The sequence below is a fragment of the Paenibacillus vietnamensis genome (assembly GCF_020169515.1).
Classification (GTDB): Bacteria; Bacillota; Bacilli; order Paenibacillales; family Paenibacillaceae; genus Pristimantibacillus; species Pristimantibacillus vietnamensis.
This window is the reverse complement of sequence record NZ_JAHMHW010000018.1, coordinates 44,897-66,299: the sequence shown is the minus strand read 5'-3', so window position 1 is coordinate 66,299 and position 21,403 is coordinate 44,897. Positions and strand designations below refer to the sequence as shown.

At 56.0% G+C, this 21,403-nt stretch carries 20 protein-coding genes; 1 reads left to right on the top strand and 19 read right to left on the bottom strand.

The window, feature by feature from the left end:
• Positions 1–742: 742 nt before the first annotated feature.
• Complete coding sequence (locus KP806_RS27685) at positions 743–874, bottom strand: hypothetical protein (protein ID WP_263575843.1); 132 nt, start codon at positions 872–874, stop codon at positions 743–745.
• A gap of 191 nt (positions 875–1,065) precedes the next feature.
• Between KP806_RS27685 and KP806_RS23065 the strand changes: the two genes are divergently transcribed.
• Positions 1,066–1,986, top strand: a complete 921-nt coding sequence (locus tag KP806_RS23065; RefSeq protein WP_224726107.1) for a ketopantoate reductase family protein — start codon at positions 1,066–1,068, stop codon at positions 1,984–1,986.
• A 198-nt stretch (positions 1,987–2,184) separates the two neighbouring features.
• On the opposite strand, the gene KP806_RS23060 is transcribed toward KP806_RS23065, so the two are convergent.
• The 18 genes from KP806_RS23060 to KP806_RS22975 form a co-directional block, all read right to left on the bottom strand.
• Positions 2,185–2,967, bottom strand: coding sequence for an enoyl-CoA hydratase-related protein (locus KP806_RS23060; RefSeq protein WP_224726106.1), 783 nt, complete (start codon positions 2,965–2,967; stop codon positions 2,185–2,187).
• 108 nt (positions 2,968–3,075) lie between these two features.
• A complete protein-coding gene (locus tag KP806_RS23055) occupies positions 3,076–4,620 on the bottom strand; it encodes an acyl-CoA carboxylase subunit beta (RefSeq protein ID WP_224726105.1) in 1,545 nt (514 codons plus the stop codon).
• A gap of 47 nt (positions 4,621–4,667) precedes the next feature.
• A complete protein-coding gene (locus KP806_RS23050; RefSeq protein ID WP_224726104.1) occupies positions 4,668–5,807 on the bottom strand; it encodes an acyl-CoA dehydrogenase in 1,140 nt (379 codons plus the stop codon).
• 19 nt (positions 5,808–5,826) lie between these two features.
• Positions 5,827–6,168: an AtuA-related protein gene (locus tag KP806_RS23045; protein ID WP_224726103.1), complete on the bottom strand. Its 342-nt coding sequence runs from the start codon at positions 6,166–6,168 to the stop codon at positions 5,827–5,829.
• A 3-nt stretch (positions 6,169–6,171) separates the two neighbouring features.
• Positions 6,172–7,536, bottom strand: coding sequence for an acyclic terpene utilization AtuA family protein (locus KP806_RS23040; RefSeq protein WP_224726102.1), 1,365 nt, complete (start codon positions 7,534–7,536; stop codon positions 6,172–6,174).
• 591 nt (positions 7,537–8,127) lie between these two features.
• A complete protein-coding gene (locus KP806_RS23035; protein ID WP_224726101.1) occupies positions 8,128–8,952 on the bottom strand; it encodes a DUF4097 family beta strand repeat-containing protein in 825 nt (274 codons plus the stop codon).
• 748 nt (positions 8,953–9,700) lie between these two features.
• A complete protein-coding gene (locus KP806_RS23030; protein WP_224726100.1) occupies positions 9,701–10,672 on the bottom strand; it encodes a glycerophosphodiester phosphodiesterase in 972 nt (323 codons plus the stop codon).
• A 120-nt stretch (positions 10,673–10,792) separates the two neighbouring features.
• On the bottom strand, positions 10,793–11,533 hold the full coding sequence (locus KP806_RS23025; RefSeq protein ID WP_224726099.1) for a glycerophosphodiester phosphodiesterase: 741 nt from the start codon (positions 11,531–11,533) through the stop codon (positions 10,793–10,795).
• Between the two features lie 26 nt (positions 11,534–11,559).
• Complete coding sequence (locus KP806_RS23020; protein WP_397376427.1) at positions 11,560–12,408, bottom strand: carbohydrate ABC transporter permease; 849 nt, start codon at positions 12,406–12,408, stop codon at positions 11,560–11,562.
• A 90-nt stretch (positions 12,409–12,498) separates the two neighbouring features.
• Positions 12,499–13,371 (bottom strand): carbohydrate ABC transporter permease, encoded by an 873-nt coding sequence (locus KP806_RS23015; RefSeq protein ID WP_224726098.1) that lies wholly within the window; start codon positions 13,369–13,371, stop codon positions 12,499–12,501.
• Positions 13,368–14,441, bottom strand: a complete 1,074-nt coding sequence (locus KP806_RS23010) for an ABC transporter ATP-binding protein (protein ID WP_224726097.1) — start codon at positions 14,439–14,441, stop codon at positions 13,368–13,370. Before KP806_RS23010 ends, KP806_RS23015 begins: the two co-directional genes overlap by 4 nt.
• A gap of 12 nt (positions 14,442–14,453) precedes the next feature.
• Complete coding sequence (locus KP806_RS23005) at positions 14,454–15,782, bottom strand: ABC transporter substrate-binding protein (protein WP_224726096.1); 1,329 nt, start codon at positions 15,780–15,782, stop codon at positions 14,454–14,456.
• A gap of 168 nt (positions 15,783–15,950) precedes the next feature.
• A complete protein-coding gene (locus KP806_RS23000) occupies positions 15,951–16,586 on the bottom strand; it encodes a glycerol-3-phosphate responsive antiterminator (RefSeq protein ID WP_224726095.1) in 636 nt (211 codons plus the stop codon).
• Between the two features lie 2 nt (positions 16,587–16,588).
• On the bottom strand, positions 16,589–17,431 hold the full coding sequence (locus tag KP806_RS22995) for a metallophosphoesterase family protein (RefSeq protein WP_224726094.1): 843 nt from the start codon (positions 17,429–17,431) through the stop codon (positions 16,589–16,591).
• A gap of 103 nt (positions 17,432–17,534) precedes the next feature.
• Entirely contained in the window at positions 17,535–18,467 is a 933-nt protein-coding gene (locus KP806_RS22990) for a patatin-like phospholipase family protein (protein WP_224726093.1), read from the bottom strand.
• 365 nt (positions 18,468–18,832) lie between these two features.
• Positions 18,833–19,666, bottom strand: coding sequence for a DeoR/GlpR family DNA-binding transcription regulator (locus tag KP806_RS22985; RefSeq protein ID WP_224726092.1), 834 nt, complete (start codon positions 19,664–19,666; stop codon positions 18,833–18,835).
• A gap of 418 nt (positions 19,667–20,084) precedes the next feature.
• Complete coding sequence (locus KP806_RS22980) at positions 20,085–20,606, bottom strand: ankyrin repeat domain-containing protein (protein ID WP_224726091.1); 522 nt, start codon at positions 20,604–20,606, stop codon at positions 20,085–20,087.
• A 66-nt stretch (positions 20,607–20,672) separates the two neighbouring features.
• Positions 20,673–21,137 carry a GyrI-like domain-containing protein gene (locus tag KP806_RS22975; protein ID WP_224726090.1) on the bottom strand — a complete coding sequence of 155 codons (465 nt, stop codon included), beginning with the start codon at positions 21,135–21,137 and terminating at the stop codon, positions 20,673–20,675.
• Positions 21,138–21,403 lie beyond the last annotated feature (266 nt).

Genomic DNA, 21,403 nt, shown 5'->3' with positions numbered 1-21,403 from the left:
CCCGAATGTCGCGTCAAGACACAAAAAAGAAAAAAGGCCCCGGGAACAATAAAGATTCCGAGGTCGCCGGCTCGAACAAGGATTCGAAGTAATTAGCGGGCTTGATGTTCAGCTGTATAAAATACAGCTGAGCTCTGGCAAGGTTACTGGTCGCTGGACATGTTGGACGTGGCGTCATACGTTGGCAGCATGGATGCTGGACCGTGGCGTCGTGGATGTTGGACATCGGCAGCATGGATGCTGAACCGTGGCAATGGATGCTGGACCGGTGGCGTAATGGATGCGGGACGTTGGCATCTTGGATGCCGTTCCACTGTATAAAATACAGCAGAAACCTGACATAGTTAGAGTGTCAGGTGCTTCTGCTGCAGTTTTTACAGTAGAGTGCGTTTAAAGTGACTAGTTTTAGGTGGTGTCAGGCGCTTCGGCCGGATTCTGCTGCATGAAGTGCAGCAGAATTAAGAGCAGTATGAGTTTTAGCCCAATCCGCTGTACAAAGTGCATTCTGCGCAGCAAGGACCTGAGCCAAAGCCTTCGGATAAGATCGGCTAAGCTCAGGTCCCTTTACTTCGCAATGCACTTGTGCCGCCTATCAATTTTGTTCTTAACTCACACTCAGCTTATCGTTTAGCTAATAAGACCCCTTTTGGTATCCTGCAGCACTCATGCCGCAAAAGCGGGTTCTTTTGAAGCCGGTTCTTTTGAAATTGATTCTTTTTTGAGAACCCTACGCCATTTAGAGCTACTTATTGTTCAAATTACGCAGCACCATCGGCATGTTTTTCTCCTCTTTTTTCGCAGCTTTGCCCTTCGGCTTCTGATCCGGATTGCCGGAATTAAACCTCGCCGCATCCATTCCGTCCATGATGTTCATCGTCAACCCTCCTTGTTTACTGCTATTGTCCCCCTGTTCCTATATAATAATGGGTACCAAATCATTACATCACACTGCCGCTTTGCCGCTCTTGGCCGGGTACGGGAATCCGCTAAAGGAGTGTCAAAGCTTGCGCCGTCTCATATCCTATCAGAGATAGGTTCATACCTCTGCGGAGAGGAGCTGGGATGATGATCATCGGAGTGGTTGGTGCGGGTGCCATAGGCGGATACTGCGGGGCGGTGCTGAGCCGGGCGGGTCACGATGTTATTTTTGCGGCGAGAGGCAAGCATTTGGAAGCGATGAAGGAGCGCGGCCTGCTTGTTCATAACGATGCCGGCACTTTCCGCGTGGACGGACATTTTACGGCAGATTTGAAGGAGATGAGCCGGGCGGAGCTGATTCTGTTTACGGTCAGCTCGACGGATACGCTCGTTGCGGGCAGGGAGCTTCTGCCTTGGCTGAAGAAGGATGCCGGCATTTTGACCCTGCAAAACGGGGTGGATAACGAAGAGATTTTGGCCGGACTATTCGGCAAGAACCGGGTGCTCTCGGGCGTCGCTTATTTGACCGTCATCCTGGAAGCGCCGGGCGTCCTTCGTCAGAAAAAGCTGCAGTCCCTTCTGATCGGCGCTTTGGATGAAAGCGGCAGGATTCGGGCCGAATCGGCCTGCCGGATGTTTCAGGCAGCCGGAATGGAATGTGAACTGTCGGAACAAATCATGGTCGAAAAATGGAGCAAGCTGCTCATCAATTCCGTTTTCAACCCGATAGCGGCGTTTAATCGGGTAACCGTCGGCGAAATTTTGGACGATGAGAATCTTCGAGCGACCGCCGAACGCTCGCTCACGGAAGCTGTGCAGATTGGCTCGGCGCTCGGCATTCCGGTAAAGCAGGAGCTGATCGACGGCTTCTTCGAGGAAGCGGAGTCTGCAAGGAAGCATCGGCCGTCGATGCTGCAGCACCGGGAGCAGGGAAAGCAGATGGAAGTCGAATCTCTCTGCGGTTATTTTGTACGTAAGGGGCAAGCGCTGGGCATCGATACCCCTTCTTTCAGCACGCTTTATGAGGCTCTATCGAAGATTAACGCCGAAAACAGAAAAAAGGGCTGAATGTGGTGGATCTTTCCAGTAACTTTTGCCAATCTGCCCTCTTTCCATGTTTGATTTTTCCGGCAATCTTGCCTAACGATGCCACTTTCAGCGCTCTATGCTGGACTTTTCCGGAAATTTTGCCCGGCAGCACCCCCGTCGACGCTCTATTCAGGATTTCCCCAGTAACTTTGCCCGGGCAACGCCCCTTTCAGCGCTCTACTCGCCCGTAAACCGCGGCGGCCGTTTCTCGCGGAACGCTTCCAGCGCCTCCTGCCGGTCTTTGGTCGTTAAGGTCGCTTCATAGGCGGCCCATTCCAGCGTCATCCCCGTCTGCAAATCGGTATCCAAGCCGCGGTCGATCGCAGACTTCGCCTGATAGACCGCGAGCGGGGCGTTCGCAAGCATTTCAGCGGCCAGCCTCCCGCAGCTGCTCTCCAGCTGAGCGAGATCATCCGCCACTCCGTTCAACAGCCCGATTTCGCAGGCCTTGTCTGCGGATATTTTGCGTGCGGTCAAAATCAGCTCCTTCGCTTTGCCCGGTCCGAGAAGACGCGGCAACCGCTGCGTGCCTCCCGCACCGGGAATGATGCCAAGCCCCGTCTCCGTCAGCCCGAGCTGCGCCCCGCGGACCGCAAAACGAAAATCGCAGCATAACGCAAGCTCCAGTCCGCCCCCGAATGCGAAGCCGTTGATGGCCGCGATGGTCGGCTGCGGCAGCCGTTCGATCGCGGCGAGCACCTCCCTGATCCGGCTGACGCTGCTCCGGACCTGCCCTTCGTCCATCGTTCTGCGCTCCTTCAAATCCGCGCCTGCGCAGAAGGCCCTGCCTTCGCCGGATATGATCACCGTACGGATTTCGCGCGTGCTTTGGCCGATCGCTTCGACAATCCCGCCAAGCGCAGCCAGCATATCGCCGCTCAGCGCATTCAGACTCTCCGGCCGGTTCAGCCGGATATAGCCGACATGCCCCCGCCGCTCCCACAGCACCGGATCACTCATGCCCGTCACCTCCGTGCCACCGCATGCCCCCCGCTAATACCGTTTGCGAACAGCAGCTGCGGATACGCAATTTAGCTGACCGTCCGCAAAATCGCCTCTCCTTTTCCGCTACACCGGATAAACGGGATGCTTCCGCTCCGCATTCGGAACAATTCTCCCCGAATAAACGCCGAACCGCTTGATCAGCTCGCCGCGCAGCTCGTTCGCCGGAACGATCCCGTCGATAACCATTTCCGAGGCCAGGCTGTAGATGTCGATGTCCTTGTTGTATTCCTCCCGCTTGCCGGCGATGAAGCCGTCTCTTTCCCCCTCGGGGAGCTCCGCGATTTTGTTCGCGTACACCGCATTGATTGCCGCCTCGGCCCCCATTACGGCGATTTGGGCTGAAGGCAGCGCGAGGCAGCAGTCCGGCTCGAACGCCGGTCCGGCCATCGCATACAACCCGGCCCCGTACGCTTTGCGCACGATGACCGAAATTTTGGGTACGGTCGCCTCCGATACGGCCGTTATCATTTTTGCGCCATGCCGGATGATGCCCGCCTGCTCCACCCGCGTACCGACCATAAAGCCCGGAACGTCCGCCAGAAACAGAAGCGGAATATGATAGGCGTCGCATAAGCAGATGAATTTGGCCGCTTTGTCGGCCGAGTCGTGGAACAGAATGCCCCCCTTCGTCCGGGGCTGATTCGCGATAATGCCGACCGGCCTGCCTGCAAACCGGCCAAAACCCGTAATGAGCTCCTTGGCGAACAGCTTCTTGATCTCAAGAAACGAGTCCTCGTCGACAATCCGTTCGATGAAATCGTACATGTCGAAAGCTGCGTACTGGTTGCCGGGGACGATGTCCTCCAGCGTTTGTTCGAGCTCTACGGCAGGCTTCGCTTCCATAACGGCCGGCCTTTCCGCACAATTGGCCGGAAAAAAACCAAGATAATCCCGCGCGAACGCAATCGCCTCTTCTTCGCTGGAAGCGAGCACGTCGCCGCATCCCGATATGGAGCAATGCATGCGGGCTCCGCCCAGCTGCTCCAGTGTCGATTTTTCCCCGGTTACGATTTCGACAATCCGCGGGGAGCCTAGGTACATCGAGGCATTGCCGTCCACCATGATCACGATGTCGCAGAAGGCGGGAATGTACGCCCCGCCCGCTGCCGACGGGCCGAATAACAGGCAGACCTGAGGGACCTTCCCCGACAGCTTCACCTGATTGTAAAAAATTTTCCCCGCGCCGCGCCGACCCGGGTACATCTCCACCTGGTCCGTAATCCGCGCACCAGCCGAATCGACCAGATACAGAAGCGGAACCCGCATTTTATCCGCGGTTTCCTGCATCCGGATCATTTTCTCAACCGTCCGTGCTCCCCACGAACCGGCCTTGACGGTCGAATCGTTGGCGATGACGCAGACGGTTTGCCCGTTAATTTTGCCTATCGCCGTCACGACGCCGTCAGCCGGCAGGTCCGGCTGCGCGCAGTTGGCGAACAAAGCGTCCTCCAGCTCGAAATCCGGATCGAACAGCAGCTTCAGCCGGTCGCGGACGAACAGCTTTCCCTGCTCGGCGTTTTTCTCGTGGTAGCGGGCGGCGCCTCCCTGCTTGATCCGCTCGATTCGCTCCTGCAGCCCCCCGTTCCCCGATTCGCATCTGTCCGGCATTTCCCATCCTCCTCTCTACGCGCCGGGCTCCAGCGGACCGCTGCCTGTCAGCATCCGATCTGCCCCGCAATCACCATCCGCTGAATTTCCGACGTTCCCTCGCCGATTTCGAGCAGCTTGGCATCGCGCATGAAGCGCTCCACCTCGTACTCCCTCATGTAGCCGTAGCCGCCGTGAATTTGCACCGCCTGATCGCAGACCTTCATGCACATTTCCGAGGCGAACAGTTTGGCCATCGCCGCTTCCTTCTTAAAGCCCCGTCCCTGGTCCTTCAGCCAAGCCGCCTTGTAGACCATATTCCTTGCCGCTTCAATGTTCATCGCCATATCCGCCAGCTTGAACCGGATCGCCTGAAAGGCGGACAGCGGCTGCCCGAACTGCTTTCTTTGCTTCGCGTAGCCAAGCGCTTTGTCGAATGCGCCCTGCGCAAGGCCGACGGCCATCGCGCCGATTCCGATCCGGCCCCCGTCCAGCACCGCCAAAAACTGCTTATAGCCGCTGCCTTCGACACCCAGCAAATTTTCCTCCGGCACGGTTACCTGATCAAGTACAAGCTCGGTCGTATTCGACGCATGCAGCCCCATTTTCTCGTAGCGCTCCGACACCGCAAAGCCCGGCGCATCCGTAGGCACGATAAACGCACTAATGCCGTTCGTCCCCTTGGAGCGGTCAGTGACTGCGGTCAGCACGAGATTGCGGGCATAGCTGGCATTCGTAATAAAACACTTAGTGCCGTTAATGATCCACCGGTCCCCGTCCCGAACGGCAGCCGTCCGCGTACCGCCTGCATCGGAGCCGGCATCCGGCTCGGTCAGCCCGAAGGCTCCGAGGTACTCCCCGCTGCATATCGGCGTTAAATACTTCGCTTTCTGCTCCTCCGTTCCAAACCGGTCCAGCGGTGCGCCGCCTAACGAAATATGTGCGGAATACGTAATGCCCGTCGACGCGCAAACCCTGCTCAGCTCCTCCACGACGATCGCGAAGCTTACCGTATCCGCTCCTCCGCCCCCGTATTTTTCCGAAAAAGGCAGCCCCATGAGCCCGAGCTTTGCCAGCTTTTCGAAAATTTCAACCGGAAAAACGCCCGTGCGGTCCCGTTCAACCGCCCCCGGCGCCACTTCGGCATCCGCAAAATCGCGGATCAAATCCCTGATCATCGCCTGCTCTGCCGTCAAATCGAAATGCATATCCCACACCCTCCTTTGCTTATGTCTGGGAGAGCTCTAATCCGTCGCCTATTTCGATTTCCATCCTCATAAAATTTGCCGCATAACACTTGCCGAGATTATCCATCCGCATCGTCGCCGAGCCTCCGCCGCCAAGCGCCCCTCTGCACACGAAATTCATCGCCAGCAGCTTCGGCACTTTGTGCCGAGTCACCTCTCCGCTTACCCATCCGGCAAAATGTTCCTTTACCCGCTCCGCAGTCACCTCCCGCACCAGAGCTTCGTAGATAGCGGCGTTCGGAGCGAACACCGCAATATTCACCGTATTTCCCTTATCGCCGGAACGCGCCTGCACGAGATGACGCAGCTGGACAAGGGCCATCGCCTACACCTCCACTACGCTGACTTGAATTTTGCTTTCGACAATTTCCCGGGCAATAAGACAGGACCACATGCCGAGCAGCTCGCGCGGCTTCAGCATTCCCAAAAATCCGCCCATCGCGGGAGGCCCGCTAAGCATAAGCGGAGGAACCAGCCTGCCCAGCTTATCGGCTTCCTCTTTGCTCTCCGCACGGACCGCCATTCGCAAATACACCTCGTTCAGCTCCTCCGCCGGCTCCTTCGCCAGCGGTCCGTGAAGCGAGTTCACCCCAAGAAAATCGGTGCGGACCTCCTGAAACCGCAAGCCTTTCCGCTTCATTTGAATGCGGATAATCCGGTCCGCGGCTTTCGCCTTCGCCAAAGCGTCCGGCCACGAATAACCCCATATTGCCTGCCCAAGCCAGCCGTCCTCGTAGCCCATGACCACCTTCAGCGTATCGGGGCGCTTTGTTCCCCGGGCGCCGGTCACTCTAACCCGGTTCACTCCCGCCTCCTGCAGTCGAACCTCCGTCAAATCGACGACAACATCCGGCGTCACATAAGCCGACGGATCGTGAATCTCATAAAGCAGCTGTTCTTTTACCGTCTCAACCGACACCAATCCGCCCGTTCCTTCCGTTTTCGTCAGCACGAATTCGCCGTCCTCCCGGACCTCCGCTACCGGAAAGCCGATAGCGTCCAAATCCGGAACGGACTGCCAATCCCCGCTGAAATTGCCTCCCGACGCCTGCCCGGAGCACTCCATGAGATGGCCCATCAGCAGCCCTTGCGCAAGACGGTCCCAATCCTCCGCCTGCCACCCGAATTCATGGATGAGCGGAGCCAGAAACAAGGCCGAATCGGCCACCCGCCCGGTAACGATAATGTCGGCGCCTTGTCGAAGCGCTTCCACAAGCGGTCCCGCCCCCAAATAGGCATTGGCGAAAACAATACGGCTCCGCACCGCCCCCGCATCTCTTCCGTCCTCCATATGATTCAGAGACAATCCGCCTTTTTCCCACTCTTCCAGCTGTCCCAGCACGTCGTCGCCTGAGACGGCCGCCACCTTCAGCCCTGTAATGCCCAGCTCGCCCGCGACGCGCAGCACCTCCTGCCGGGCACCCAGCGGGTTCATACCGCCCGCATTCGTGAGCAGCTTAATTCCCTTCTCCTTGGCAAGCGGAAGCAGCTCCCTCATCGCGGCGGAAATGTCCTTTGCGTAGCCCAAAGCCGGATCTCTCCGCCGGTCCTTCTGAAGAATGGCCAGCGTTAATTCGGCAAGGCTGTCGAAGCACAAATACTGGACATGGCCCCGTTTTGCCGTCTCCAATGCAGGCGCGAAGGAATCCCCATAGAAGCCCTGGCCTGCCCCAATCCGCACCGTCTTCATCCCATCCCCCCATCTCCGACAAGACAACCTCCGACACGATTTTCCCTCATCACCATTGTATGGCTGAGCCGTATTCCCTATTCGACTTTCCTCGGCGGGTGAGCAACATCTTTTGCGCTTAAGCGTCCGGCCCGGGCTGCTCCTTGTTTCGGTGCGGTTGCTTGCATTCTCCACTTTGTTTCTCCCATCAGTACAATTGATGGAATTCATGTATCTAATTTTTCCAATTAACCGTTTCCTTGTAAAACAACTGGATTTTGTCCATCTATTCCATCAAAAAAGTAGCCGATTCCAATTGGAGAGTAGATTTATAGACATGAAATCCAGATATTTTCCCAGGAAATCTCAATCTCCCAAAAGTAAACACATTAAATCCAGTTACCATCGGTCAAACAAAAATCATGCAGAGGTTAACGCAATCACCTCCCTACCATCCGTACTCGTTCGTAACAACGACGCAGAGCAGAACACATCGGCACTTTCTCTTGCATCATCAACGGGATAAACCGTTAATGCAATAAAAAAGAACGCCGGGAATTTTAAAAATTCCCAACGTTCTTTTCTTGAGGCGTCATCGTGACCTGAAGACGGCTACTTCGCATCCACGCTGATCGCTCCTACGCCTGTAGATGCTTCCAGGAGCACGCCGCCCGAGCCGATCGTACCGGCTTTCTCGTTCGAGGCGTTCACCTTGTAATCTGCATCCCCCAAATTCGCCGTCACTTCACCAACGTCGCTTTGGAGAAGGAATTCCGCGTCCTTCGGTGCCTCGAGCAGATGGATTTTGATTTCGCCCGCATCCGTTTTGGCAGTAACATGATGATCCAGCCGAATGCCTCCGACTTCAATCTCGCCGGCAGCCGCCTCCAGATCCAGCTCTCCCGCAACCCCGTCCAGCCGAATCGCGCCAGCGTCAAGCTTGATCTCCACTTGATCGGCTTCGACTCCCGAGGCTTCCACCCGTCCGAACGCATTCCTGATTTTCAGCTTCTTATATTGTTTTTCCGGAAGGGAGATCAGGAGCTTTCGCTCTCCCTTTTGTCCGTCCGGATTAAAATTGAACGACTTCGACTCTTCCTCCACTTGGGCCTCCAGCACTCCGTCCCGAATGTCCGCTTCAAAGGTAAAGCGGTTCCCGATATCTTCGTCCGTCAGCAGCTCAACTTCCGCCTGCTCCGCGGAGCTTTCCGTTACGAAAATTTCCATCGCCGTCGCGGTCACCTCGACGCTTTCGAATTCATCCGCATCGAACGACTCTTTACCTTTGGAGACTAAGCTGCCCGAACCGGAGCCTTCCCCGATCAAGTCCGTCTCCATGTCCGCCGTCAACGCGAGGCTGGAGCTCGAGCATCCCGTTATTGCAGCCGCTAATACGACGATCGCTGCTAGTTTAGCCGTATTTTTATATTTTTTCATTCCATTGTCCCCCTAGTTAACCTTCATTTTCAACCTCACACTTTCATTATAGGCGGCCTCCCGCACCTTCAAAACCGACCCGAGGCCAAAAGCCGAACCGGACCTTGGTCGAGGCCTTTCTGCATCTGCGGTCTTCCTCACGCTGCCGGCTGCCAAAGGCGGTATAACCGGAATACAGTTCAATCCATCCGCTGCCGCTCACAACATATTGGCCCTTCTGAAGCTCTCCACCTGCTCCTACTTCAAATCACTTATTATCCAGCCGCTCCAACTCCGTAGTTACTTATTACCCTGATAGTCTCCCGCCGCTTCAACTTCAAATACACTTATTACTGTGACAGTCTCCAGCCGCTCCAAATCCAAACTTGTTTCCTTGACTCTCACCAACCGCTTCTGCCTGTACCCGCACATCCTAACGCCTGCTGCACTTGATACATCAGAACGGTCACATTTCCGCCTCAGTACTGATTACACGGTACATTGTGCAGCAGAATCAGCCAAAAGCGGGAATATAAGACGTATCTCCTTTATTCTGATGCAAGAACTGCAGCAGATCTCCCAATTACTCCCCAATCGAGCCGATTCTGATGTAAATGTGCAGCAGTAGCCGAGGCGGAAGCATATGCAGACGCGAAGGCGAAGGCGGAGGCGAAGGCGGAGGCGAAGGCGGAGACACAGGTAGTCAGAAGCACCCCGACAAAACAAAAAAGCCCAAGCTCCCCTACAATGGGAAACTCAGGCTATTCTCTTAACGCCAATCCGGATAGTCCGTAATGATTCCGTCCGTGCCGAGACGCTTCATGCGCGCCATATCCCGCTTCTTCCGGATCGTCCACGCCATGACCTTGCCGCCCTGCTCGTGAATCCGGCGGACTAGAGCCGCATCGAGCAGATCGTAGCTGCAATTGATATAGTCTGCAAAAGAGGCAAGCTCGGCCAGCGTCTCGTCCGAGAGCGGGTGCCGGTCCGCATGCACCAGAACGCCGACCGGAATATCCGGAAGCAGCCGATGGACCCGGTACATCGATGCGAAGTTGAAGGACTGGATGATGACGCCTGCCCGAAACCGGCTCTCCCGGGGCATGAACAGCTCTCTCGCGAGCAGCTCCTCCTGCACGCCGGCCGGAGCTCCGAACAAGCCGGCCGGAGCTCCTGCCGCGCCGCCTAACCCGGCGCCGTAGCCGAGCTCCTCAATCATCTGAAGCAGCTCATGCCGGCGAAGCGCCTCCGCAAGCTTCTCCTCGATTCCCGGATAAAGCTGCGGATCCTTTACCTCGATAAGAAGTCCGATCCGCCCGTAAAACCGCGTCAGCACGTCCTCCAAGGACAGCAGCTTCTGCTCCGCAAACGCTTGGCCGTAATAGCTTCCCGAATCCATGCCCTGAAGCTCCTCCAGCGTGTAATCCCCGACGTCGCCTGTATGGCCCGTAATCCGGTCTACCGTCTTGTCGTGGATAACGACGAGCTCCCCGTCTTTGCTCAGCCGCACGTCCAGCTCGATAAAGTCGGCTTCCATCCGCTCCGCCAGCTCAAAGGCCGCCATCGTATTCTCCGGAGCATGACCGGACGCCCCGCGGTGGGCAATGATAAGCGGCCCTTCCGCGGCGGCCGGCAATGCCTCCGGCAAAGCTGCCGATATAGTCAATGCCGCGCTGCACAGCACAGCGGCCAGCAGCCCCAGCCTGCGCCGCACAGCCTTTTTGCGTATCCTCCTGAACATCGTCCCCACCTCCGTGCGATATTGCGCTATGGTGCCATCGTTCAAGTTTGAAGGTTGGAGCGTCTAAGTCCGTCCGGGCCGTTTCCCGCCATCCGTTTACTTAACCTCGAGGTCCGGTTTCTAAACCCGCGCGCCCGCTCCCCGCACAATCCGCAGCACCCGATCCGGAAAATTCGTCGTAATCCGCAGGTCGGGATATTTGCCGATCAAATCCTCGAGCGCCTCCGAATCGTCGACCGTCCACACGCCGAGATCGATGCCTTCGGCAGCCATCACCTCTACCAGCTCGCGCGTGACGAACGCGTAGTGCAGGGACGCTCCGCTTGCTCCCGCATAACGCAGCTGCTCCAGCAGCAGAACAGGCTTGCCGAGGTAGATCAGCGCGGTGCGGACTGAGGGATCGAGCTCGTGCACCCGCTTCATGGAATCATGGTCGAAGGAGGAAAGCACGACCTGTTCCTTCATGCCGCAGCGCTCCAGACAGAGCAGCACTTCCTCCTCGATGCCCGGATAGCAGCCGCCCATCGTCTTCAGCTCGACATGCAGGCCGATCCGGCCCTTGGCAAGCAGCAGCACCTCCTCCAGCGTCGGAATGCTTTCGCCCGCAAAGCGCTCTGCGAACCAGCTTCCCGCATCCAGTCCGCGCAGCTCCTCCAGCGTGTGTTCGCTTACCCGTCCCGAGCCGTTCGTCGTCCGGTCCAACGTATGGTCGTGAATGACGACCGGAACGCCGTCCTGTGACAAATGAACGTCAAGCTCGATAAAAGCGATGTCCGGATCCGACATGGCCAGCCTGAATGCCGCCATCGTATTCTCAGGCGCTTCGCCCGACCAGCCGCGGTGTGCAACGATTGTTACCATAGTATCCCAATCCCTTCACGTAATTATTATTTAACGCCGTTATAGACAAACGCCTTGATGATCTGGCGCTGCGACAGGAAGAAAACGACCAGAATCGGAGCGACCAAAATCAAATTGCCGGCCATCAGCACATTCCATGTTGCAACGCCTTCGACTTCCCGGATTTTGGCGATGCCGAGCGGCAGCGTCCGCGCCGTTTCGTTCGTCGTCATGACGAGCGGCCAGAAATAATCGTTCCAATGGGCGATGAAGCTGAACAAAGCGAAGGTGACGAGCACCGGCTTCACCATCGGCACCATGATTTGCAGGATGATTTTCCACTCGGCCGCCTGGTCGAGCCTTGCCGCTTCCAGCAGCTCCTCCGGAATCTGCATAAACGCCTGCCTGAGCAAAAAGATTCCGAATGCGCTTGAAGCGAAAGGCAGGATCAGCCCCAAATGCGTATTCAGCAGCTTCAACGTGCTAAGCTCCAAATACACCGGCAGGAAGATCAGCTGGGCGGGAATCATCAGCGTAACCATGACGATGCCGAACAGAAAGCCCGAGCCCTTGAACGTATAACGAGCGAAAGCGTAGGACGCCGGAATAATCGTGAGCATTTGCAGCACTAGAATGCCGACAGCGATGACGACGCTGTTCACGAAATAATTCAGAAACGGCCCCGTATTCCAGGCGTCGGCATAGTTCTGCCAGACGAAATTCCCGGGAATCCACTGCGGCGGAAAAATCATCGTCTCCGGCAGCGTCTTCAGCGATGTGGAGAGCATCCAGACGAACGGCATCGCGAATATCGTCACCAGCGTCAGCAGGCCGGCAGCGTTCACGACCTGCAGCGCCGCCTTCCACGCCCGTCTCCATACAAGCCGCCTCCCCAGCAGGCCCGCCCGCTGCTCGCGGCCCTCCGGAGCCGCGACGGCCGGGCCGCCGATCGTATCGTTTGCAGCTTTCAAACCTTTCACCTCTTTCTAACGGTAGTGGACGCGCCTCGACAGCAGCTTGAAATAGACGATCGTCAGCACGCCCACGATGAACAGCAGAATGACGCCCGCCGCCGAAGCATAGCCGATCTTGAAGTAGCGGAAGCCGTATTCGTAAATGTAATACACGAGCGTATTGGTCGAGTTGACCGGGCCGCCCTGCGTCATGATCGCAATCGTCTCGAATACCTGGAACGACCCGATCAGATTAATGATGACGAGGAAAAAAATCGTCGGCGACAGCATCGGCAGGGTCAGCTTCATGAACGTCGTCCACGGCTTCGAGCGGTCCAGCTCGGCCGCTTCGTAGATCTCGGCCGGAATGCTCTGCAGCCCCGCGATGAACACAAGAGCGTTGTAGCCGAGCCCTTTCCAGACGGCAACCAGCACGAGCGAGACCAGCGCCGTGCTCGGATGCGACAGCCACTGCAGCGGGTCGAAGCCGGCCAGGCCGATCACCCAGTTCAGGAGCCCGTACTCCGGATCCATCAGCCAGCTCCACAGCAGTGAGATCGAGACGAGCGAAATAATATGCGGGCTGAAGACCGCCCCCTGCACGAAGCCGTGGAACAAGCTTTTGCGGTTCAGCCACAGCGCGAGCAGCAGGGCAAGCCCCGTCGTCAGCGACACCGTAAGCGCCGTATACACCGTCGTATTGGACAGCACCTTCAGGAAATCGGGCTCGGCCAGCAGATCCCTGAAATTTTGGAGGCCTACGAACGTCTTGGTCGGACTGACGAAATTCCAGTCGAACATGCTTAAATAGATCATGTAGAAAATCGGATAGATAAAAAACATGGAAAAGATTACGATAGCCGGGGCGACCATCCCGTAAGGGCGCAGCTTCTGCCAGACCGTCATGCTTTCGCCCCTCCGGCAGCCGGCTGCAGCGGCCGCGCTTCGATGCCGCGCAGCCTCTCACCGTCCGCACCAAAAAAGTACAGCTGTCCGCAAGGAATCGTCACCTGTACGCGGTCCTCGGACACAAGCGGCGCAAGGAACGCCTTGACGAAGAAGACGCCCATCCGCGAACGGATTTGGTAAATTTGCTCCGAGCCCAGGCTCTCGCGCGTCATGATTTCTCCGTCGATGACCCAACCCTCAACTTCCGGTCCGGCGCCGATCAGCGCCTGCTCCGGCCTGAAGCCGACATAGCCGGCAGCGGAGCCGTCCGGAACATCAAGCCCGCTCAATTCCGACCGTTTCATCACATTCATCGCCGGCGTCCCGATAAACTCCGCCGTGAACAGGTTCGCCGGATCGTGATACAGCCTCATCGGGGAGTCGGCCTGCTGAATGACCCCTTTGTTCATAACGACGATCTCGTCGCCCATCGACATCGCCTCCACCTGGTCGTGCGTCACGTAGACGAAGGTCGTGCCAAGCCGCTTGTGCAGCTGGATCAGCTCCGTCCTCATCTGGCCGCGCAGCTTCGCGTCCAGATTGGACAGCGGCTCGTCGAGGATGAACACCTTCGGCTGCTTCACCATCGCCCGGGCAAGGGCAACGCGCTGGCGCTGCCCTCCGGATAAGCTCTGCGGCTTTTTGTCCAGATGCGGCGTGAGCCCGACGATTTCGGAGATGTCCTTGATCAGCTTCTCCCGCTCCGACTTTGCCACGCCTCTATTTTTCAGCCCGAATTCAATATTGCCGCGCACGGTCATCGTCGGGTAAAGCGCATAGTTCTGGAACACCATCGCTACGTCCCGCATGCCGGACGGCGTATCGTTCACGCATTTCCCGTCGATCAGAATGTCGCCGCCGGATTGCTTCTCAAGTCCTGCGATCATTCGCAGCGTCGTCGATTTCCCGCAGCCGGAAGGCCCGACCAGCACCGTGAACGAGCCGTCCTTGATCGTCAGGTTCAAATTGTCGATCACGGTCTCGTCCTTGAACCGTTTGCTTATGTTCGTCAGCTCGATTTTTGCCATGATGCGGTCCTCCTATTTGCTCAGCAGCTTGTTCGCCTTCTCGGCCGCTCCGTTCAGCGCGTCCTGAGGAGAAGTGCCCGGATCGAGAATCGCCTTTTCGATCGCTTCTTTAATGATTTTGGCAATCTCCGGATAGGCGTTTTCCATTGGGCGCGGCCTTGCATATTCCAGCTGGTCGACAGCCACTTTGAACTGCGGATACTGCTCGAAATGCTGCTTCAGCTCGTCGCTTTCCACCGCCGACATCCGGGTCGGCAAATAACCTACGTGCTTATGCTGGTAAATCGTGTTCTCTTTGGAGGTCATCCATTTGATAAAAGTCCATGCCGCTTCCTTCTCTTCGGCCGTGCTCTTCGACGTCATCACCAGCTGGCAGCCGCCTGTCGGAACGCCGTAGCTTTCATTTGCCGGCATAAAAGAGGTCTCGAGCTCGAAGCCGTTGCCCTTGGCGATTTCGAGACTGGCCGTCACGCCCGCCGTGGATGCGAACTTGAAGGCCGACAGCTGATTCGCCCAGTCCTTATCCGCCGTTGCGCCGGCCTCGTCCCCTACCGGCATTTTGATCAGCCCTTCGCTTGCAAGCCTCTTCCAGAACTCGACCGGAGCTGCGCCTGCGGCAGAGTTGAACATAGCCGTTTTGCCGTCCTCGCTCAGCATTTGGCCGCCGCTTTGCGCGACAAGCGCCTCATAAAACCAGATGTCGACCGGAACCGTCATGCCAAGCTTGCCCTTCTCCTTCAGCACGCGCGAATACTCCTCAAGCTCCTCCCACGATTTCGGCCCTGCCGGATCGAGGCCCGCGTCCTTCAGCATCGTCACGTTTTTGTACAAAATCGGCGTGCTTCTCATGAAAGGAAGCCCGAACAGCTTGCCGTCCACGTACGCGTTGCCCATCAGGCCCGGATTAAAATCGTCCAGCTTCAGCTCGTCCTTATCCCGCTCCGCGAAAGACGTCAGCTCCTCAAGCATGCCGGAACGCGCGAACACGCCGGTCGAGGCGATTTCGAGATCGGTAACCGCCGGAGCGTTCCCGGCCGCAAACGCCGCCTGCACCTTCGCGTGCAGATCGTCGTAGCCGCCCTGGTGCTCGGCAATGACCTCGATTTTGTCCTGCGATTCGTTAAATTCGTTGACCATATGGAGCTTCGCCTCTTCGATCTTGTCGCCGAAGGCGTACCAGTATTTGATTGTGATCTTATCTGCGGACCCGGAATTCCCGCTGCTGTCCGCGCTTCCCGCCGCCGCACCGTTACCTGCGCCGCCTGCGCCGTTCGTTCCGCATGCTGCCAGCAGGGTCAAAATAATTACCGCGTGCGCGAATGCCGTCAACCTCTTGAACATCGTTCCATCTCCACCTTTTCATTGTTTAAACCGTGCGCTGGCCATGCAAAAAAGAGAAACCTTAATCCTGCCGCGGACATTAGCGTCCACAGCGGATAAGGTTTCTCCATTGCTCCAACCGTCGGCTATTTACTTTTCGTCTTTAAGATTAAAGGACAACTGTTAAAGCTATGTTATCCGCTTGCTAAGATTATGTGAATACGTGCCCTTCCACAGCTCGGGGCTGGAAGACGAGATTGCAGCCGCCCCGCAGCGCAGGCATTCCTCGGCCTGGCTCTGCTCGTACAGCAGCCCCCCTGTAATAATCGGCAAATTGCTCAGCGCCTTGACCTTGCCGATCACCTCGGGCATGCGCGCCGGCATGATCTCGATCACGTCGGGCTCGATTTGGCGCAGGCTCTTTGCGATATTGTCCAGTCCTTCGCTGTCGACGAGGAAAAAACGCTGAATCGCGGTCAGGCCCATCTTCTTCGCCGTCTTCACCACATTCGTTTTCGTCGAAATGATGCCGGTCGGCTTCACCGCTTTCGCCAAATAATCGAGGCCATAGCTGTCCGTGCTCAGCCCGCCGATCTTCTCCAGATGCAGAAACACCGGCAGCTCGTGCTTTTTGAACACATCTACGTACCCTTTGACGACGCCGATATGGCCGGTCAGCAGAAAGACGCCGCTTAACCTCCCGCGCAGCGATAGCGCAGTCTCGATATGCCTCGGGTCCTTGACGGATGCGATCATCCGGCTGTCGGCGAGCCCGTCGAGAAAGGTTTTGCGCAGCCGGCTGCCGGCCAGCTCCCTTGCCACCACCCTCACAGCCTCGCCGCGGCGCGCAGAGACACGACGCATTCGCGGTCCGAATCGAGTCCTCTTGCGACCGGATTCGGCGTAAAATGCTGCATATGCCGGTGAAGCAGCGGAATATGCGCGGTTACCTCTTCACCGTCCACATCAACCGCCGTGATGCGAAGCTCCTCCTCCATCAGCTCGAGACACCGGTAGGCCGGCTGGTCCAGGCAAGCCGAAACCTGCACAAAGGTCCAATTATCCCGGGACACGATCGAATCCACATGCGTATGCCCGTTGAAATACACGCCTACGCCCTGCTTCTGGCCCAGCACCCGCCATATTTCGTTAAACGGATGAATCGAGCCCTTCGGCTTCTCCGATCTGGCCGTCGTCTTATAAAGTGGATGATGGCCGAAGACGAGCATCGGCTTCGTTCCCGAAGCTTCGACCTCGGCTTCCAGCCACTTCAGCTGCTCGTCATCGACCCAGCCGCCCCAATCGGCGAAATCCTGCTCCTTGGCCGTATCCAGAAACACGAGCACCGCTTCCTCCGTCTCGATGGCGTGATAGCGCTGCTGCCCGGTCTGCTTCAGCACCTCGCTTCTCGTCTGCGCATACAGGTCGTGATTGCCGAGCACATGGACGAACGTCCGGCCCGGCCGTGCAAGCAAGGCGTAAACCCCCTGCAGCTCCGTGGCTTCCCCGTAATTCGTCAAATCGCCCAGCGATATATGCAAATCCGCTTCTTCATCCATAAACCGTCCCAGCAGGGCGCCGTAAAAAGCGTCCCGCGCCTCTGCAAGACCCGGAACCGCAGCATCGATATCGTGGTAATGCAAGTCTCCCATCAGAATCAATTTCATCATTATAATCCTCCCCGCTTTAACGAAATTGGCATTCCCGCCTTCATCGTAAAGGCCAAGTATTGCGTCTCCGTTAAATAGGGAAGTAGTTTTTGTAAATTTTCGTCTATCTCCAGTCACCCTGCACAAGCCGGAATTCGTCCACGTATTTCTCGTAATCCCAGGCATCCAAAAATCTCTTCGCCGTTTCCTGCCCGGATTGGAATAAAAAATCCCGGTCGTCGGCCGTCAGATCGAACTGGGTCGTCGTAACGCTGCCGGTCGGGATAAATATCGTACGTCTTCTCGCGTGCTTGTCGACATGCCGCTGATCATGAGCCCTGAGCATCGTCTGGAACATCGCGCGGAACATCGAGAAAGGACCGTTAATATCGTAAAAAGGCGTTATCGGCTGCTCGCCGAGCAGGCGGAAGCCGAAGGTCGGCCAGCGCGGCCTGCCCTCCACATCGAAGATCCAGATCGGATAATTACTGAGAAGCCCGCCATCCAGAATATAAAACGGCTTTCTTCTCACCTTCGTTTTCCAGCGGTACGGTTGAAAAAAATAAGGGATCGTCGTGCTCATTCGAACGGCGGCGGCAATCGGGAATTTGTCGGGGGAAATGTGATACCGCGGCAGATCGTCGGGCAGGATGAGCATTTTTCCGCTGCTGATATCGGAGGCGATGATTTTGAGCTTGCCCTTAGGCAAATCTCCGAAGGTGGTCACGCCTTTTTGCTTCATCCAGAACGTCATACGCTCCTCAAGCGGCGTGTTGAGATAAATGCCCGAGTGGAGCAGCAGCGGAATCGCCTTTCCGATCAGCGGCAAATGATGAAGCCACGTCTTGCCGAGAAGACGGGCGTAGTCCAGCGAATTCATGATCCGGATCAATTCCTCGGCGTTGTAGCCGCATGCCAGCAGCGAAGCGACGACCGAGCCCGCAGAGGTGCCGGCCACACGCTCCCAGCGGTAGCCCTGCCTCTCCAATTCCTGAATCGCCCCGATGAACGCAATTCCCCTTACCCCTCCGCCTTCAAATACAGCATCCGCTTTCATGAACGTCCCTCCCTTCCGCCCTGAACGGGCGAGTCGTACGCATTTGGGGATACTATATAGATATGGCGGAGGCGGTTCTTATGTTCTCTGCTATTGAACCGTCCGGTTGATTAGAAGCGAATGGCTGGTTCTCATCCCGAGTCGGGCTACTAAAGTATAATGAAAAACAGCACTTTACAGCATTCCGAGTTGGTTTATTTAACAGAGACGTATGAAAATTTCTATAAAATTCACGCAAAAGTAATTATAAAATGTCCATACCAATATCCAATACTCTCGTATAAACCATAAAAAAACGCACCCATTCCCGCTGTAAATGCGGGACGGATGCGCCGGCGCTGCCAGTTCCGTTATGTATAATCCGGTTAGTCCTGTTTGTAAACGATCTTCATGCCTGCCTGTTTATACTTATTCGCGATATCTTCATTGATCGAGGAATCGGTAATAATCATATCCACCTTCTCCAGCGGGCATATATTCAAGTAGGATACCTTCTCAAATTTGCTGGAGTCGGCTGCCGCATTGATTTGACGCGCACTGGTCATCATCGCTTTTATAATATCGACTTCATGAATCCGAAAATCGGTCAAGCCTTTGTCCACCGAGATTGCGTTAATGGAGAGGAACACCTGATCGATATTGTAGCCGCTAATATCCTCTTCGCATTTCTTGCCGTACAGCGCATATTCCTGCTGATCCAGAATCCCCCCGGGCACAATGACCGTGAAGCCCGGCTTAGCGGAGAAATGCTCGATAATGCGCAAGCCGTTCGAAATAACCGTAAGCCGCTCGAAGTTTTCCGAAAGCTTCTTTGCGATTTCCAGATTCGTCGTCCCCGCATTTAACGCGATCGCCTGCCCTTCCGACACTAACTCGCATGCCAGCTGAGCCAGCTCGATCTTCTTTTCTTTGTTCTTATGCTCTCTATGGGAAAAAACGTTCTGATCGCCGTGCTCCTCGGCAAGAATGGCTCCGCCGTGCACGCGCTTGAGCAGCTTTTTCGCTTCCATATTCTCCAAATCGCGTCTGACCGTATCGATTGAAACGTTTAGAACATGGACCAGCTCTGTCACTCTGACGGAATCATGTTGCTTTAAGATTTCCTGGATTTTTTTGTATCGCTCTTCCTGCAGCATTTCCCCACCCGCTTCCCGTTCGATAGCCCTTGCAACAACATAAGTATACAATTGAAAAAGCATGCTCTCAAGGGCACTTTTCCATCAAAAATCATAGTTTACCCTCCTTTTTGCATCATCTCTTTGCCCGGCGAACTCCATTCAGGCTCATCCTTAGTTTAATTCGCGATTTATTTTGCGTTATTTCACTGCATTTATACTGAAATATTATCAACATTTCACGCTAAAGACATCATAAAAGCGCCTTTTTTCCCTCTTTTTTCTCGGATAGATAATAGTGGAATCAAGTCGAAAGATGCGGAGAAGCCGCAAGTAAAAGAAAATCGGGAGAGGGAGAAGAGGAGGAATGGAGAGTGAAAATGTCAATTATTGGGTTAGACAGTAAGGAAAAGAGCCGTCCGCAGCGGACAGCTCTCCTAAATGACTTCAATTGCACGAGGCTCTTCCATCATCGCCTGCCTCTGCTTCAGCAGCTCTCCGGCTAACGAACCGCTCCATGCCGCAGCAGCCGGCCGATGACTTTTTCGTTCCCGCGCTGCTCCGCGAGCTCCAGTGCCGTTACTCCGCCCTCCGCCTTTGCATTCACCTGAGCTCCGTGCCCGATCAACAGCTCGATCAGCGCTTCGTTATCGTCGTGGAAGGCCGCGCTGTGCAGGCAGGTATGGCTGTTGCTGTCGAATACATCCGTTTTCGCCCCGCTCGCGAGCAGCAATCCGATGACCTCCATGCTGCGTTCCCCCGCAATAGCCGCGTGCAGCGCCGTATTGGACGGGATGTAAGACAGCTTGGAATGGGAAACCGCGTTAACATCTGCCCCGAAATCAAGTAGCGTTTGTACGACAGCCTGATTGCCGAAATGCGCCGCATAGCCAAGTGGCGTCAAGCCGTCCCGGTTTTCCTCGCTGGCCAGTCCCGGGTTTGCCTCAAGAAGCAGCTTCAGCCGCTGTGCATCCCCGGACTGGGCCGCTTGAAACACTTCATCGATCGTTTGCATGATTTCCATTCCTGTAACCTCCAGTAAGGGATAAACATCCTTTTTAAGCCGTGCGTCAGAATGAATCTGCTGCAATTAGGCGTCCGTATTTAGGGGAACATAAACCTCGGCTTCGTCAGGCCAAACCGGATTCCGGAAAGCGTAAATTTCCAGCGACAGCGCCCCGCTGTCGTTTTGCAGCCCGTTGCGGTTCAAATAGTCATGGATCGTCCGGTAAGGGTCCCCCTTCGTCTTAACTTTCGCGTAACGATGCGGCGGAACCGTAAAACCGAGCATGCCTTCGGGGATGTCCGACAGCGAGGAGACCTCCATGCAGATCAAATACGTGAACAAAACGTCCGACGAAAAGTGCGGGCTCAAATAACGCTCCGGATGAATGGCGTGCCGGATTTCATCCTTTCGGCTGTGAAACTGCCGCTTCATCGCTTCCACAACCTCCGGCTCATGCCTCTCAAAGGCCGACGTAACGGAAAATCCGACAAGATACATTTCCTCCATCTCGACAATCTCGACTAGCTGAATTTCGTTTTCCGGCTGCATAATTGCTCCTCTCCTTCGCTGCGCTGATTTAATCAATCACCCTATGCCCGTTATGTATATTCTCTTGATGAGCTTTGTCCGCTGTCGCAATGCATGTTGTCCTATCAATTATAGCATTTTATACCAAAAGCAGCCTTGCCTTCTTCGATTGACCCGCATAAAAAAAGACGCCGTTTCCTCAGAAACCGGCGCCCTTTTTCCCTATTCTCTTGGACCAGTGAACCCGTATGCGAGTCCTTGCGCTGACCGCGCTTTTTCTTAAAAGA

Bases quoted from the DNA above. Each gene is read 5' to 3' on its own strand.
- KP806_RS22975 (WP_224726090.1), bottom strand. From the start codon at position 21,137: ATGCAGCCGGAAAACGAAATTCAGCTAGTCGAGATTGTCGAGATGGAG.
- KP806_RS23045 (WP_224726103.1), bottom strand. From the start codon at position 6,168: ATGGCCCTTGTCCAGCTGCGTCATCTCGTGCAGGCGCGTTCCGGCGAT.
- KP806_RS22995 (WP_224726094.1), bottom strand. From the start codon at position 17,431: ATGATGAAATTGATTCTGATGGGAGACTTGCATTACCACGATATCGAT.
- KP806_RS23040 (WP_224726102.1), bottom strand. From the start codon at position 7,536: ATGAAGACGGTGCGGATTGGGGCAGGCCAGGGCTTCTATGGGGATTCC.
- KP806_RS23060 (WP_224726106.1), bottom strand. From the start codon at position 2,967: ATGAGTGATCCGGTGCTGTGGGAGCGGCGGGGGCATGTCGGCTATATC.
- KP806_RS23055 (WP_224726105.1), bottom strand. From the start codon at position 4,620: ATGCCGGACAGATGCGAATCGGGGAACGGGGGGCTGCAGGAGCGAATC.
- KP806_RS23030 (WP_224726100.1), bottom strand. From the start codon at position 10,672: ATGTTCAGGAGGATACGCAAAAAGGCTGTGCGGCGCAGGCTGGGGCTG.
- KP806_RS27685 (WP_263575843.1), bottom strand. From the start codon at position 874: ATGAACATCATGGACGGAATGGATGCGGCGAGGTTTAATTCCGGCAAT.
- KP806_RS23035 (WP_224726101.1), bottom strand. From the start codon at position 8,952: ATGAAAAAATATAAAAATACGGCTAAACTAGCAGCGATCGTCGTATTA.
- KP806_RS22985 (WP_224726092.1), bottom strand. From the start codon at position 19,666: ATGCTTTTTCAATTGTATACTTATGTTGTTGCAAGGGCTATCGAACGG.
- KP806_RS22990 (WP_224726093.1), bottom strand. From the start codon at position 18,467: ATGAAAGCGGATGCTGTATTTGAAGGCGGAGGGGTAAGGGGAATTGCG.
- KP806_RS23015 (WP_224726098.1), bottom strand. From the start codon at position 13,371: ATGACGGTCTGGCAGAAGCTGCGCCCTTACGGGATGGTCGCCCCGGCT.
- KP806_RS23010 (WP_224726097.1), bottom strand. From the start codon at position 14,441: ATGGCAAAAATCGAGCTGACGAACATAAGCAAACGGTTCAAGGACGAG.
- KP806_RS23050 (WP_224726104.1), bottom strand. From the start codon at position 5,807: ATGCATTTCGATTTGACGGCAGAGCAGGCGATGATCAGGGATTTGATC.
- KP806_RS22980 (WP_224726091.1), bottom strand. From the start codon at position 20,606: ATGGAAATCATGCAAACGATCGATGAAGTGTTTCAAGCGGCCCAGTCC.
- KP806_RS23025 (WP_224726099.1), bottom strand. From the start codon at position 11,533: ATGGTAACAATCGTTGCACACCGCGGCTGGTCGGGCGAAGCGCCTGAG.
- KP806_RS23005 (WP_224726096.1), bottom strand. From the start codon at position 15,782: ATGTTCAAGAGGTTGACGGCATTCGCGCACGCGGTAATTATTTTGACC.
- KP806_RS23065 (WP_224726107.1), top strand. From the start codon at position 1,066: ATGATCATCGGAGTGGTTGGTGCGGGTGCCATAGGCGGATACTGCGGG.